Consider the following 12,614-nt stretch of genomic DNA (forward strand, 5'->3'; position numbering starts at 1 on the left):
GACGCCCGCTACTTTGCCACCGCTTCGTCGGCCTTGAAGAGGCTGCGGTATTGCGGGTGCTCGCGCAGCGTGGCGAAACACATGCCACGCGCCTTCAGACCCGTGATCAGCGGCGCCAGCACCGCAGGCGCCCAAGGATCCTGGCGCGACCAGATGCCCAGGTGCGCGAGCAGGATGTCACCAGGCTGGATGTCGCGCAGCGCCTTTTGCAGCAACTGCGCATTGGGGTACTTGTCGCTGGGCAACTCGTCGCCCAGGAAGCCGGCGGCCGACCACGGCACATGGCTGAAGCCACAGGCCTTGGCAGCAGCCAGCAGCGCTGGCGAGGTCTTCCCTCCAGGCGCGCGGAACAGCGGTGCCATCGTCGCACCGGTCATCTCGTGGAAGCGCGTCGCGCTGCGCTTGAGTTCCTGGCAATAGTCCGCCGCGGTCCACTCCAGCGTCTTGCCGTTCTGCGGGCCCGCCGAGGGCTTCATCAGGAAGCGGCCACCGGGCTTGTCCGCGCGCCAGTAGACGTGGTCGAAGGTGTGGCTGCCAAACACGTGGCCTTCGGCCGCGCGGGCCTTCCACCACGGCGCCCATTGGTCGTCCAGGCTGCTGCCGCCGTCCAGCGTCTTTTCGTTGGCCAGGAAAAACGTGACCTTGACCTGCTCCCGCGTCAGCACCTCGGCGATCAGCGGCGCCACGCCCATGTGGCCGGTGTCCAGCGTCAGGTAGACCGGCTTGTCGCAGTTCGCCGCGGCAGCCAAACCGCTCTGCGCCGCCAGCAACATGGCCAAGGCCAGCGCGCCGGCCTTGCGAACCACCTCCTTATTGACGCGGCACATGGTCCAGCGTCCAGACGCCGTGCGGCGAGCGGCCCACCGGGATCTGGCGCACGACCTTCTTGTCGATGATGTCGACCACGCTGATCTTGCGGGCCCAGCGTGAACTGACCAACAAAGTGCGGCCATCGGCCATCAGGTCCAGGCAGTCCGGGCCGCCAGGGCCGGGCAGTTCGCTCACCACCGTCATCGTCTGCGTGTCGATCAGGCTGATGGTATTGGCCACGCGGTTGCTGACGAAGATGTGGCGCTTGTCGCCCATCGCGCGGAAGGCGTGTGCGCCCTCGCCCGTCTGGATGCGCTTGACCAGCTTCGCCGGGCCATTGGACACGTCGTAGACCTCGACGAAGCGGTCGCCGGTCAGGCCGACGAACAGCGTCTTGTCGTCGGCCGTGAGGTATACGTCGGCCGGCAGCTTGCCGGTCGGCACGCGCCAGCGCACCGCTTGCGAGGCCAGGTCGATCGCGACCAGTTCGTCGCTGTCCTGCATGGTCGCGTAAATCGTCGTGCTCTTGCTGTCGATCCACTGGTGGCTGGGCGTCTTGCCGGTAGGCACGCGCTTGACCAGCTTCATCGGCTCGGCGGCGTTCTCGGGCTGCCACTTGTAGATGTCCACGTGGTTCAGCCGGTTCGCCAGGGTGACGAACCACTTCATGTCCGGCGAGAAGCGCAGCTGATACGGATCCGAAATGCCACCCAATGTACGCTGCACCTTGGCGGTCAGCGGGTCGATGAAGGTCAGCGAATCACTCAGCGCATTGGCCACCAGCAGCGACTTGTCGTCGGGCGTGAGGTAGAGATGGTGAGGCTCCTTGCCGACCGGAATGCGTTCGCGCTCGGTGAAGGTGACCGGGTCCAGCACGCTGACGCTGGCATCCAGCGAGTTCAGCACGAAGATCGGGCGCTGGCCGGGCGGCGGCACTGTCGCAGCGGCGGCACTGGCCGTGGCTGCCGGCTCCGGTGCCGCCATCAGCAACGAGGTCGACAGGCAACCGACAGCCAGCAACAGGGCCTGCAACGCCGGCAGGCGGCGCGCCTTCAAGGGAAATACGGCAGACAAATTCACTGAAACAGGACCCTGAACGGAGCAACATGCCAGTTTAGCCGCCCTGCCTTGCCGGTCCCCGAATAACCGGCATCTCCCTGCAGCGAGCTTGCGTTGGCGCAAGCCCGCTGCCGCCGTTGCCGTGGCAGTGGCTCAGTCGTCGTCGCCGCCCAGCAGGCCACCCAGCAGGCCCGCACCGGCAAAGCCGCCCAGGACCGAGCCCTCCTCGCGGCTGCCGCCGTTCTGCGGCGCCGCGGCGAAAACGCGGCTGGCCAGGCGCGAGAACGGCAGGCTTTGCAGCCAGACCGTGCCCGGGCCGGTCACTTTGGCGAAGAACAGGCCTTCGCCGCCGAACAGCGCGGTCTTGATCTTGCCGACGTACTGGATCTCGAAATTGACGTTCGGCGTCATCGCGACGATGCAGCCGGTGTCGATCAGCAGCGTCTGGCCAGGTTGCAGTTCACGCCGCAGCACGGTGCCGCCGGCATGCACGAAGGCCAGGCCGTCGCCCTCGAGCTTCTGCATGATGAAACCTTCGCCGCCAAAAAAGCCGACCGAAAGCTTCTGCTGGAAGTAGATGCCCAGCGACACGCCACGCGCCGCGCAGAGGAATGCATCCTTCTGGCAGATCAGCATGCCGCCGAGCTGGCGCAGGTCCATCGGCAAGATCTTGCCGGGGTAAGGCGCGGCGAAGGCTACGCGCTTCTTGCCGTCCACCTGGTTGGTGTAGACGGTGGTGAACAGCGATTCGCCGGTGACCAGCCGCTTGCCCGCCCCCAGCAGCTTGCCAAACAGGCCGCCGCTGGACTTGCTGCCGTCGCCGAACACCGTGTCCATCGAGATGCCGGCGTCCATGTACATCATGCTGCCGGCTTCGCCGACCGCCGCCTCGCCTGGGTCGAGTTCCACCTCGACAAACTGCATCTCCGAGCCCTTGATCTCGTAGTCCACCACATCCATCGCCATGGCGATCACTCCCCGTTAGGTAAGTCTGCAAAGAGGCGAATGGTACAAAAGCCCGCGCCCGCCGGCCGCGTGTTGCTGCATCCCCAATTCAAGGGGACCTCAAGGTAACGCAATGCAACCTGCGTTGGCACAATGACGCGGCGCCTCGTCGCGTCATGCGTGCAACTGGGTATGGCTGCCAAGCCAGCCGCCAACCACACTGGCCGGATGCCCATGCCACGCCCCACTCCTGCCGTGCCCGCCGCTGCTGTGTCCAAGCTCCCCATCGTCCACCCCGGAACGCCGGCTCCCAACCATGCCCAGGCCGGCCGCATCGGGCCCTGGCCGCTGGCGCTGCTGGCGACCGTGGCGGTGATGGGCGGACTGGGCGTGTTCGCCTACGCCGGCAAGCCGGCCTATGCCCCAGCCGGTACCGGCCGCCTGGCCGGAGGCGATGCCGCAGCGCCGGGTTCGCAATCGATACAGGCCGCCATGCCGGCCGCAGCCGGCCCTGGTGTCACACCCAGCGCTGGCACGCCGGAAGGCGTCAGCGCGGCAGACTGGGCCAAGGTGCAGCAGGCCCTGGCGCAGCACCCGCAGCGCGAGGCCGAGCTGCGCCGCATCGGCCAGCTGCTGAGCTACCAGTCGCGCGTGCGGCGCTTCCAGGAGGCACGCCAGAGCGGCGCCCCCGCCACCGAGCTGCGCGCGCTGGCCAGGCAGCTGGACGGCGAGCTGGACCAGCACCTGGCGAACAACGAAGTCAGCGCTGGCGAAGCCCAGACGCTCAAAGCCGCGCTGCTTGAACAGCTGCAACCCGACACCGCCGCGCGCGCCATGGCCCTGGCCGCCTGGCGCCGCCAGCAGGCCGCCGCAGCGCCCAGCCAGCCCGACCCGCGCGACGCCACCTACCTGCAGGCCCAGGCCAGCACAGTGGCCGCCTGGCAGGCCAGGCCCGCGGCCCAGCGCAACGAAGCCCAACTGAGCCAGCAGCTGCGCACGCTGCGCGGCCAGGTCTATGCCGGCAACAGCGGCAACAACACAAACACCGGCACCACCGGAGGAACCCAACCGTGAACCCTGCATCCACTGCGCCCATGCCCGTGCGGCGGCGCCTGTCTTCCCGCTGGCTGGCACGCGCCAGCGCCCTGCTGGCGCTGGTCGTGCTGCCGGCCGCCCATGCCGGCTATTTCAACTGGGACATGGTGGAGTTGCCGCCGGAATCGGGCGCCTCCTGCGGCAACGGCACGCCGTACCGCTTCTTCGTCAACCGCACGCCGCTGAACCACAACGTCTCGCTGACCTTCGAAGGTGGCGGCGCCTGCTGGGACCAGGACGCCTGCGAAGGCAAGGGCCCGTACAGCGCCAGCAACCCGGACGGCATTCCGCCCGACTACATGCACTCGCTGCAGACCATGGCCGCTGGCGGCTTGGTCACGCCCTTCACCTCCCGGCTGGACCCGTTCCAGAAAGTGCGCACGCAGGACTGGACCATGGTCTACCTGCCGTATTGCACCGGCGACGTGCACGCCGGCAGCAAGGTCTCGGTCTACGACGATGTCGATCCTTCGGCACCGCGGGTGCAGCACCACGCCGGCCTGGCCAACATCCGCGCTGCCGCCTCGTGGCTGCGCAGCAACCTCGGCCGGGCGGACGACCTGCTGGTTGGCGGCTTCTCGGCCGGCGGCGTCGGCTCCACCGTCAACTATGCGACCGTGCGCGACACGCTGGCGCCCAAAGGCAAGAGCACGCTGCTGGCCGACTCCGGCCCGCTGTTCAACGCCCCGCGCGCCACGACCACCTCGTCCACCCAATACCCCTCGCTGCCGCTGCACCAGAAGATCCGCCCGGCCTGGGGCCTGGACGAACCCGGCGGCATGATCCCGCGGCTGGCCGCACGCCTGCCGGCGCTGGATGTCAACAACCTGGGCAGCCTGAACACCGGCCTGGCGCGGGCCTATCCGCAGGACCGCTTCGGCTACCTGGCCTTCGAGACCGACAACGTCTTCTCCGGCTTCAGCTACCTGGACTTTCACCCCGAAGTGCATGCCAGCGACCCCGAAGTGCAAAAGCAGCTGGTCAACCAGCTCTGGCGCACAGACCTGGCCAACTGGCTGCCCACGCTGGCGGCAGAGGCCAATGTCGACTACCACGTGCCCTTCTTCCGCGACTTCAACGACGCCCACTGCCTGAGCATCGTCGACTTCTCCGGCACCGGCGTCGAAGAGCTGGGCGTGGCCTCGGTGCTGCCCTTCTTCGACAACCTGATGGACCGCGGCCCGGTGCAGCGCAACTACGAGACCGACCAGGTCTCTGACCTGTCGCAGACCTTGAGCCCGATCATCCAACTCTTGAACTGGCTCGAAAACCTGCTTGCCTGAACGGCGCTTTGCTGGCCGGGCGCTGTGAAGCAACGCTAGACGGCGCACCAGCGCAGCCGGCGCCGGGCCGCCCCAAGGCGGCTGCGCCAACCCGCCCGGCGGGTGGTCTCACGTACCCGTGGGGCCGGGTGCACCATTCAAACCACCGAAGCAGGTCTGCAGCAAAAGCTCGATGATGCGTTCATCGCTGTACTGGCCGGTCGCCTTCAGGACCGGCAGCACAGGGTCGCAGGCACGGGCGAACAGCGTGTAGAGCACCAGCTCTGGCGGCAGCGAATCGTCCAGTGAGCCTTGCTGCTGGGCTTCGACGATCCATTCGCCGAGTTGCTCGCTGACCTCGTTGAGCCGAGTCAGGTAGGTCTCGTGGCCCATCAGCGTGGTGCGCAGGGACGAGTTCTGCGAAGGCAGGGACGGCATTTCGCCGGCCAGCTGCAGTTGCATGGTCCAGCGTGCCACGGCCTTGAGCCGGCCCAGCGGCGTGGGCTCGGTGGCGGGCAGCGTGGCCATGAAGGCCTGCGCCAGCGTCAACACCCGGACCATGGCCGCGGCGGCCAGCTCTTCCTTGGAGGCGAAATGCCGGTACAGGCTGGCCTTGGCAATGCCCACGTCGGCGGCCACTTCGTCCACCGTCATCAGGTCAAAGCCTTTTTCGGCCAGCAAGCGGTTGACCGACGCCACGATGGCGTCTTCCCGCACCTTCAACACCTGCTCGCGAAACGAAACCTTGGCCATTGCCGCATTCTATGACTGGCGAGTCAAGTTGCGACTGATCGGTCACTTCGCCCCTGCTGCGTCCATGTCGTGCAGCCTCAACGCCGCCCGGGCGGCCCGCTCGGCGTGTCGACAATGCTGATGAAGCCGCGCTGCAGCGCGATCACCACGGCCTGCGTTCTGTCGGTAGCACCCAGCTTGGACAGGATGCTTTTCATGTGCGTCTTGACCGTGTCCTCGGACAGGCACAGCGCATCGGCAATCTGCCGGTTGGTGCCGCCCTGCTTGAGCTGGCGCAGCACCTGCAGCTCGCGCGGCGACAGCGCTTCCCCATACGAGTGCAGCCCCATCATCGCCGCCACTGCCGTCGGGATGTGGCGCTTGCCGGCATGCACCTCGCGGATCGCGTCCAGCAGCTCCTTGCGCACCATGTTCTTCAGCAGGTAGCCGCGGGCCCCCGCCTTCAGCGCCCGCAGGGCCTGCACGTCACCCTCGTAGGTGGTCAGCACGACGATGCGCGCACCGGGGTCGTCGGCGACGATGGTCTCGATCGCCTCGATGCCGTCGCTGCCCGGCATCTGCACGTCCATCAGCACCACGTCGGGCCGGTGGTTGCGGTACTGCTGCAAGGCCTCGTCGCCATCGGCCGCTTCGGCCACCAGCCGCATGTCGGGCTGCGACATGATCAGCGAGGCAATGCCCTGGCGCATCAGCGGATGGTCGTCCACCGCCAGCAGGCGGATCGCTGCGGCGTTCATCGGCCCGCCTTCAGCCGCCGCAGCAAGCTGCGCCAGGCACTGCCTGCGGGCTGATCGCCACCGGTCGGTGCGCGCAAGTCCGGCGCCTCATGCGCCAGGCTCGCGGGCAGGCGCAGCTGCAGCCGCGCCCCACCATCACGCTCGTCCAGGTGCAGCTGCCCGCCCATGCGCGCCACACGCTCGTGCATGGCCGCCGAGGCCGGCAGGCCTTGCGTCGGGTGGTCGGGGCGGTTGTCCTGCATGTCGACGATGAACACCTGTTCGTTGTAGTGAAGGGTCACCAGCGCCGAACGCAGCCCCGCGTGGGCCACCGCATGCGCCAGCGCTTCGCGGACGATGCTGCAGACCTCGTGGTAGACCAGCCGCCGCAGCGGCCGGGCCCGGCCCTGCACCAGCACCCCAAAAGCCTGCGATTCTCCCCCCGCCAGCTCGGCCCAGATGGCCGCGATGGCTTGCGACAGCACGCTGGCATCCAGCTCGGCGGCCGGCAAGGTCCTGACCCGGTCGCGCGCCTCCAGCAGCCAGCCATCGGCCTGGGTCAGCAGGGTTTCAAAATCCGCGCGCACCGGCCCGTCCGCCGGCAAGGTGGCCGCCAGGCCTTCGACCGCCAGCACCAGCCCCTGGGTGCTTTGCAGCAGGCTGTCATGCAACTGCATGGCCTGTAGTTCGCGCAGCTGCCTGGCGCGCTCGGCCTCCTGCTGACGCGAGCGGGCACGCCTGCGCAACAGCGCGCAACTGCAGCCGGCCATCAACAGCAGCAGCACCGAAAACGCCACCAGCCAGCCACCGGGGCCACGCAGCACCTGCTCGAAACAGGCTTGCGGAACACACGACGGCGGCGGCGAGGAAAACGGCATGTCAGACGATGAGCGGTGCTGGAAAAGACAGGCGTGCGGCCGGTGGTCCAGCTTGCCGCAGTTCGGCCGCGCGGCCTTCACCCACAAGGGTGAATCTGGCGTCGCTGGACCTGGGCTGGATCAAAGCAAACGATGCGGCCTAGCATCAGCTCACCCAAAAGGAGGCCCAGATGTCATATGAGCGGATGTCCCATGAGGCTGGCACCGTGCGTGTCAGCGTGATCCACAGCGAAGCCGTGATCGCGCTGGGCATTGCCACCGCATTGCGCGGCCAGTCCAGCTGCGAGGTGGACATCGTCGGCGCCACGGCATCACCGCTGGCAGCCTGCGTGAGTGCGCGGGCCGACGTTGCCGTCTGCGACCCGACAAGCGCCGCCCTGCTGCTGGCCCAGCGGCGTGAGCATGCGCACGGCTGGGGCAACAGCGTGCGCGTGCTGGTCGTCAGCACCCAGGTGCAGCCGCAGGACGTGCAGGCCGCGCTGCGCCACGGGGCACATGGCTACGCGCTGCTGGACTGCGGCATCTCCCAGTTGCAGGAGATCGTGCTGGCCGTCAGCCGCGGCCAGCGCCACCTGTGCCCGGCGGCGGCCAGCCTGGTGGCTGAGAGCATGAGCTACCAGGCGCTGACCGGCCGCGAGAGCGAGGTCTTGCAGTTGCTCGCGCAAGGCGACTCGAACAAATCGATTGCCAATGCGCTGAGCCTGTCCGGCGGCACCGTGAAGGCCCACGTCAAGAGCATCCTGAACAAGCTGGACGCGAAGAGCCGCACCGAAGCGGCCAACGTCGCGATGCGACGCGGGCTGATCGGTTCGCAAGCGCCATCGTCGCCCGCCACCGGCGTGCGGACCGAACTGTCACCGGCGCATCGCCCGCAACCGGCGGCCTCGGCCACGCGAAGCCTGAGCCACGCAATCTGACTTCCGCCGTCACCGGGCAAGGAAGTCCTGCACGGCATTGACTGCCGGCACTGTCGCTGCATCCATCAGCCAGTGGACCGAGCCAGGCTTCAGGTGCGGGTGATGGAAGCGCCACCGTCCACCAGCGAGGCGGTACCGGTGACAAACGCGGCGTCGTCAGACGCGAGGTAGAGGACCGAGCGCGCGAGCTCCTCCGGCGTGGCCACGCGCTTGAGCGCATGCAGCTGCGTCACGAAGGCCTGGGACTGTTCGGTGTTGTTCATGCTGCGGTACATGTCGGTGTCCACCGCGCCAGGCAGCACCGCATTCACGCGCACGCCCCGCGGGCCGAACTCGGCCGCCAGCGCCTGCGTGAGGCCGATCAGCCCGGACTTGCTCGCGGCATAGGCAGCCACGCCCGGGAAGGCAAAGGTGTGGCCGACGAAGGTCGACGTGAAGATCACCGAGCCGCCGCCGTTGCGCAGCATTTGCGCGATCTGGTGCTTGGCGCCGAGGAAGGCGCCGGTCAGGTTGATGGCCAGCGTGTCTGACCAACCCGCTTCTGACACCTCCGTGCTCGGCCCGCCCTCGCCCAGCGTGCCGGCGTTGTTGAAAGCGATGTCCAGCCGACCATACCGCGCCACCGCCAGCGCCACCAGCGCCTTGGCATGTGCCTCCGAACGCACATCCCCGGCCAGCGCGACCGCGTCGCCGCCGCGGTCGCGGATGGCGTCGACCAACTGGTCCAGCTCGTGCGCGCGGCGGGCGGTGACCACCACCTTGGCACCTTCGGCAGCAAACAGCAGCGCGCTGGCATGGCCGATGCCGGAACTCGCGCCGGTGACCAGTGCGACCTTGCCTGATAGACGATCCATCTTGTTTCTCCTTTTGGCTCGCACGCGTGGGCGAGCAACGGGGTTGAGGGACGAGGTGATGCATGGTGTTGGGAGCGACCCGGCCGCACCAGTGAATCGCTGTGAATTCACTGCAATTCACGCGTGGTGGCCGACGAGGTTCAAGGCTTCACTTCAAACGGCAAGGCCTGGCCCTCGCCACACGCCTGGTGGCTGTTGCCGCGCATCTCGAACAGGGCGCAGGCCCGGTTGCCGGCGGCGTCTTCCAGGTCGGGGTGGACCATCAGCGTGTAGCGCCCGGCCGCCCATGGCTGCGCAGGCACGAAGCGCCAGCCGGTTTCGGCGTCCAACAGCTGCGGCCGGCCCGCCAGGCGCAGACCGTCCGGGCCACGCACGGCCATCAAGCCTTCACCACTGGCGCTCACAGGCGCATCCAGCCTCACCACCAGCGCAGCCGCACTGCCGGCTCGCGGCGCTGCAATGCGCCAGCGCGCCGGTTCTGGCGCCGCACGGTCCGCGGCCGTGACCTGCCAGGTCTTGCGCAGCGCGGGCCCGAGTGCCGGGTCGTCGATCCTCAGCGTGATGCTGTCGCCGGCTTTCAGCGCCAGCCCCAGCTGCTCGTGCGCGACCAGCCCGGACTTGACCCGCCCCGGGTGCAGCAGCAGCGTCAGCCGGCGGCCGTCGGCACTGGGCAGCGGCAGGTCCAGCAGCGCGCCGGGCAGCACCTGGCCGGCAGCGTCCAGCAAGGTCACATGGCGCATGTCCAGCGCCCGTGGCAGCGGCATGGGCAGCCGCAGCTCGATGTGCAGCAGGTTCTCCGGCACGCTGGGGCCGGACGGGAAAACCTGCACCGAACCCGCCAGCACATCGGTGGACAGCAGTGCCAGCGCCAGCGCAGCACGACCGCGCTTCACGGCAGCGTGCGCCGCGCCAGTTCGGGGTAGCCCTCGTCGCTGCGCAGCACGCCGTGCAGGCCGCGGAAGCCATCGCTGGCCTGGTAGCGGAAGTCGGCGAAGTCGTACTCGTTGATGAAATCGCTCAGGCGCAGGAACGCCCCCTGGCGCAGCGACACCAGCTCCAGCGCCCCGGTGCTGCCATGACGGCGCAGCACCGTGAGGAAGGTCTTGTCCTGCACGCCGAGCTTGACGATGCCGGCCAGCGGGATCGGGATGGCTTTCACGCCCAGGTACGGCTCGGTTGGCCAGTTGATCGGCCTGGCCAGGCCTGGTTGCGCGCTCGCGGCGGCAATGGCCGAGACCGGCAGCAGGTCCGCCGCCTTGTGCGAGTTGGCCAGCAGCAGCGCGGGTCCGTCCTGCGTCTCCAGGCTGACCAGGCCGACAGGCGCGCTGCCCCAGCCCAGTTCGGCCACGGTGCGGCCGACGATGTGGGCGCCGTCTTTCAGGTCCCTCAAAGGAATCGTCACCAGCGGCGTACAGGTGAAGGCCGCCACCAGCGTAGGTTCGCCGTTGAGCGTGGCGATGGCCATGCGGCGGATCGGTGCCCGCGTCTCGACCTGGTTGTGCACCGCGTGGTACATCTCCACGCTGGTCGCGCTGGCCGTGCCGTTGAACGGGAAGTCGTAGACCCGCAGCGTGGAGGCAAAGGCTGCGTTGCTGAGCCCGGCCACGTACAACTTGCCGGCCTGGTAGACCATGTCGGTCACGGTATAGGTCGCGGCCGGCACGTCCGCCCAGAAGCGTTGGTCATCGGTGGGCCGGCCGGCAATCGGTGCGCTGCTGTGCGGCGCATGCACCAGGTCCAGCCGGCGCACCAAGCCACCAGCGTCCAGTGTCACGACTGCCGGCTCGGGCAATCCGCGGCCGCGGTCCACCGAAAGCGAGAGGTAGGCCAGGCCGGCGCCGGGGCGCATTGCCATGTCCTCGAACTGCAGCCGTTCGGCCGAGGTGCCCAGCGCCGTCGCGACCTTTGCCGCCACCTGCAACTGGTTGAACGGCCGGCTCGCCTCGGCGGGCGCCACGCTGAGCGGCGGCAGCTTCAGCGCGTGCAGCGCGGCGCCGCGCCAGTCGGCCACGACCAGCGTGTCGGCATCGGTGAACAGCAGCGTGCCGGCGGAGCGGATCGGCGCGTCCGCCGCGCTGGCGTTGCCCAGCCAGCCTGCCAGTGCCAGGCACGGCAGCAGGCGCAGCCAGCGGAGGGTTCGAGGACCAGATGACATGAGCGGCTCCAAAGCGTGAGCGTGCCGGACGGCCCGGCGCCGGGGGTTGCGGATGCCCGCAGCTTCGGCGCTGCCTCACGCCAGCGCATCCCGCAGCAGGGTGGTCGGCAGACCAGCCAATCGGGACAGCCTCCCGGTGAACGACACCCACCTCGCGCCCGGCCACCCATCACATCGGCGTGTCCGAGTTGACACCGGCGTAACGAGCTGCGACGCCGGGCGAATGGCGGCCCCAGTCTTGCCCTTGCCTCGGGTGTCGCGGCGGCAGGTGCCGGCTGATGGGTGTCAGGCAGGCCAAACTGCTTGAAACCCAACAGCCGCACCCTAAAAGCTGTCGACATTGGTGCAGCCAGAAGTGATCGACCGCATGGGCTGCGCAAAACCGAACCTAGGAGACCTCATGAAACTGAAACCTCTGCTCGCTGCGCTGAGCCTGGCGACGGCCAGCCTGGCCAGCCAGGCCGGCGTGTACGACCTGGGCGTGCTCAGCGTCCCGCCCGCCGATCCGACCTTCGCGGTGCACGGCGTCACGGCCCAGCCCAGCGTGTTCACCGACTGGTGGTCCTTCAGCGTGCCGACCAACGCCAGCCTGGTCTCGTTCGCCTCCAACACGCTGCTGCTCAGCGGTTTCACCGAGCTGTTCGGCCTGAAGCTGTCGATCACCCACACCATCGGCGGCACCGCCATCGTCAGCGACTATCAGAGCCTCAGCAACATCACGCTGTCCCCCGGCGGCAACTACTACCTGGGCGTCACCGGCAAGACTGCCGGCAGCCACGGCGGCGTCTATTCGCTGCTGGCCCAGGCCGCGCCGGTGCCGGAACCCAGCACCTACGCGATGCTGGGCCTGGGCATTGGCGTGCTGGCCCTGATGAGCCGGCGTCGCAGGAAGGAAGAGGCCGAAGCCGAAGCGCCTGGCCTCGCACACCCGCTCGCCACTGCCTGAGGCTTCGCGCCAGGCAAGCCGGCTGCGCACCGCAGTTGGTGCGCCGGGAAAGGTGCGGCCCCGCTGGCACCCGACCTTTCTGCCGAAAACCGCAACACCAGTGCCCACCACCGGCGCTGGCGTCATCCGCATGCTGAATGCCGGTCACCACGTCACCGTGCGTGAGGGACTGGCGGCGATGATCGGCAGGCACGTGGACATGTGCGTGGCGGGCGAAGCCGCCA

13 protein-coding genes are annotated in these 12,614 nt (G+C 68.4%); 4 read left to right on the top strand and 9 right to left on the bottom strand.

Annotation, left to right across the window (positions count from 1 at the left end; translation table 11 throughout):
* Window positions 1-8: 8 nt before the first annotated feature.
* The 3 genes from AC3WR5_RS10800 to AC3WR5_RS10810 form a co-directional block, all read right to left on the bottom strand.
* A complete protein-coding gene (locus tag AC3WR5_RS10800) occupies window positions 9-827 on the bottom strand; it encodes a polysaccharide deacetylase family protein (protein WP_492484248.1) in 819 nt (272 codons plus the stop codon).
* Window positions 811-1,794 (bottom strand): YncE family protein, encoded by a 984-nt coding sequence (locus AC3WR5_RS10805; RefSeq protein WP_492484591.1) that lies wholly within the window; start codon window positions 1,792-1,794, stop codon window positions 811-813. Before AC3WR5_RS10805 ends, AC3WR5_RS10800 begins: the two co-directional genes overlap by 17 nt.
* Before the next feature lie 228 nt (window positions 1,795-2,022).
* Window positions 2,023-2,835, bottom strand: coding sequence for a TIGR00266 family protein (locus AC3WR5_RS10810; protein ID WP_141286536.1), 813 nt, complete (start codon window positions 2,833-2,835; stop codon window positions 2,023-2,025).
* 213 nt (window positions 2,836-3,048) lie between these two features.
* On the opposite strand from AC3WR5_RS10810, the gene AC3WR5_RS10815 reads away from it, so the two are divergent.
* Complete coding sequence (locus AC3WR5_RS10815) at window positions 3,049-3,888, top strand: hypothetical protein (RefSeq protein WP_492484250.1); 840 nt, start codon at window positions 3,049-3,051, stop codon at window positions 3,886-3,888.
* Window positions 3,885-5,192 carry a pectin acetylesterase-family hydrolase gene (locus AC3WR5_RS10820; RefSeq protein ID WP_492484252.1) on the top strand — a complete coding sequence of 436 codons (1,308 nt, stop codon included), beginning with the start codon at window positions 3,885-3,887 and terminating at the stop codon, window positions 5,190-5,192. The genes AC3WR5_RS10815 and AC3WR5_RS10820 overlap by 4 nt, the downstream gene beginning before the upstream one ends.
* A 108-nt stretch (window positions 5,193-5,300) precedes the next feature.
* Here AC3WR5_RS10820 and AC3WR5_RS10825 read toward each other — a convergent pair whose 3' ends face one another.
* The 3 genes from AC3WR5_RS10825 to AC3WR5_RS10835 form a co-directional block, all read right to left on the bottom strand.
* A complete protein-coding gene (locus tag AC3WR5_RS10825; RefSeq protein WP_492484254.1) occupies window positions 5,301-5,924 on the bottom strand; it encodes a TetR/AcrR family transcriptional regulator in 624 nt (207 codons plus the stop codon).
* Window positions 5,925-6,001: 77 nt separating this feature from the next.
* On the bottom strand, window positions 6,002-6,661 hold the full coding sequence (locus tag AC3WR5_RS10830; protein WP_141290728.1) for a response regulator: 660 nt from the start codon (window positions 6,659-6,661) through the stop codon (window positions 6,002-6,004).
* The gene (locus AC3WR5_RS10835; RefSeq protein ID WP_492484256.1) at window positions 6,658-7,518 is read right to left on the bottom strand and encodes a sensor histidine kinase; all 861 of its coding nucleotides are present in this window, start codon (window positions 7,516-7,518) and stop codon (window positions 6,658-6,660) included. The genes AC3WR5_RS10830 and AC3WR5_RS10835 overlap by 4 nt, the downstream gene beginning before the upstream one ends.
* Before the next feature lie 170 nt (window positions 7,519-7,688).
* Here AC3WR5_RS10835 and AC3WR5_RS10840 point away from each other — a divergent pair, with 170 nt between their 5' ends.
* Window positions 7,689-8,435 carry a LuxR C-terminal-related transcriptional regulator gene (locus tag AC3WR5_RS10840; RefSeq protein WP_492484258.1) on the top strand — a complete coding sequence of 249 codons (747 nt, stop codon included), beginning with the start codon at window positions 7,689-7,691 and terminating at the stop codon, window positions 8,433-8,435.
* An 89-nt stretch (window positions 8,436-8,524) separates the two neighbouring features.
* Here AC3WR5_RS10840 and AC3WR5_RS10845 read toward each other — a convergent pair whose 3' ends face one another.
* The 3 genes from AC3WR5_RS10845 to AC3WR5_RS10855 all read right to left on the bottom strand — a co-directional run bounded on the left by AC3WR5_RS10845 (window position 8,525) and on the right by AC3WR5_RS10855 (window position 11,444).
* Window positions 8,525-9,289 (bottom strand): SDR family oxidoreductase, encoded by a 765-nt coding sequence (locus AC3WR5_RS10845; RefSeq protein ID WP_492484260.1) that lies wholly within the window; start codon window positions 9,287-9,289, stop codon window positions 8,525-8,527.
* Between the two features lie 140 nt (window positions 9,290-9,429).
* Window positions 9,430-10,182: a hypothetical protein gene (locus AC3WR5_RS10850; protein ID WP_492484262.1), complete on the bottom strand. Its 753-nt coding sequence runs from the start codon at window positions 10,180-10,182 to the stop codon at window positions 9,430-9,432.
* Window positions 10,179-11,444, bottom strand: coding sequence for a hypothetical protein (locus AC3WR5_RS10855; RefSeq protein ID WP_492484264.1), 1,266 nt, complete (start codon window positions 11,442-11,444; stop codon window positions 10,179-10,181). The genes AC3WR5_RS10850 and AC3WR5_RS10855 overlap by 4 nt, the downstream gene beginning before the upstream one ends.
* Before the next feature lie 400 nt (window positions 11,445-11,844).
* On the opposite strand from AC3WR5_RS10855, the gene AC3WR5_RS10860 reads away from it, so the two are divergent.
* Complete coding sequence (locus tag AC3WR5_RS10860; RefSeq protein WP_492484266.1) at window positions 11,845-12,390, top strand: FxDxF family PEP-CTERM protein; 546 nt, start codon at window positions 11,845-11,847, stop codon at window positions 12,388-12,390.
* The last annotated feature ends 224 nt before the right edge of the window (window positions 12,391-12,614 follow it).

The organism is Ideonella sp. FW305-24, assembly GCF_058788035.1.

Excerpts from the sequence above, each read along its gene's own strand:
- AC3WR5_RS10810 (WP_141286536.1), bottom strand. The coding sequence starts at position 2,835 with ATGGCGATGGATGTGGTGGACTACGAGATCAAGGGCTCGGAGATGCAG.
- AC3WR5_RS10845 (WP_492484260.1), bottom strand. The coding sequence starts at position 9,289 with ATGGATCGTCTATCAGGCAAGGTCGCACTGGTCACCGGCGCGAGTTCC.
- AC3WR5_RS10835 (WP_492484256.1), bottom strand. The coding sequence starts at position 7,518 with ATGCCGTTTTCCTCGCCGCCGCCGTCGTGTGTTCCGCAAGCCTGTTTC.
- AC3WR5_RS10830 (WP_141290728.1), bottom strand. The coding sequence starts at position 6,661 with ATGAACGCCGCAGCGATCCGCCTGCTGGCGGTGGACGACCATCCGCTG.
- AC3WR5_RS10840 (WP_492484258.1), top strand. The coding sequence starts at position 7,689 with ATGTCATATGAGCGGATGTCCCATGAGGCTGGCACCGTGCGTGTCAGC.
- AC3WR5_RS10805 (WP_492484591.1), bottom strand. The coding sequence starts at position 1,794 with ATGGCGGCACCGGAGCCGGCAGCCACGGCCAGTGCCGCCGCTGCGACA.
- AC3WR5_RS10855 (WP_492484264.1), bottom strand. The coding sequence starts at position 11,444 with ATGTCATCTGGTCCTCGAACCCTCCGCTGGCTGCGCCTGCTGCCGTGC.
- AC3WR5_RS10860 (WP_492484266.1), top strand. The coding sequence starts at position 11,845 with ATGAAACTGAAACCTCTGCTCGCTGCGCTGAGCCTGGCGACGGCCAGC.
- AC3WR5_RS10825 (WP_492484254.1), bottom strand. The coding sequence starts at position 5,924 with ATGGCCAAGGTTTCGTTTCGCGAGCAGGTGTTGAAGGTGCGGGAAGAC.
- AC3WR5_RS10815 (WP_492484250.1), top strand. The coding sequence starts at position 3,049 with ATGCCACGCCCCACTCCTGCCGTGCCCGCCGCTGCTGTGTCCAAGCTC.
- AC3WR5_RS10800 (WP_492484248.1), bottom strand. The coding sequence starts at position 827 with ATGTGCCGCGTCAATAAGGAGGTGGTTCGCAAGGCCGGCGCGCTGGCC.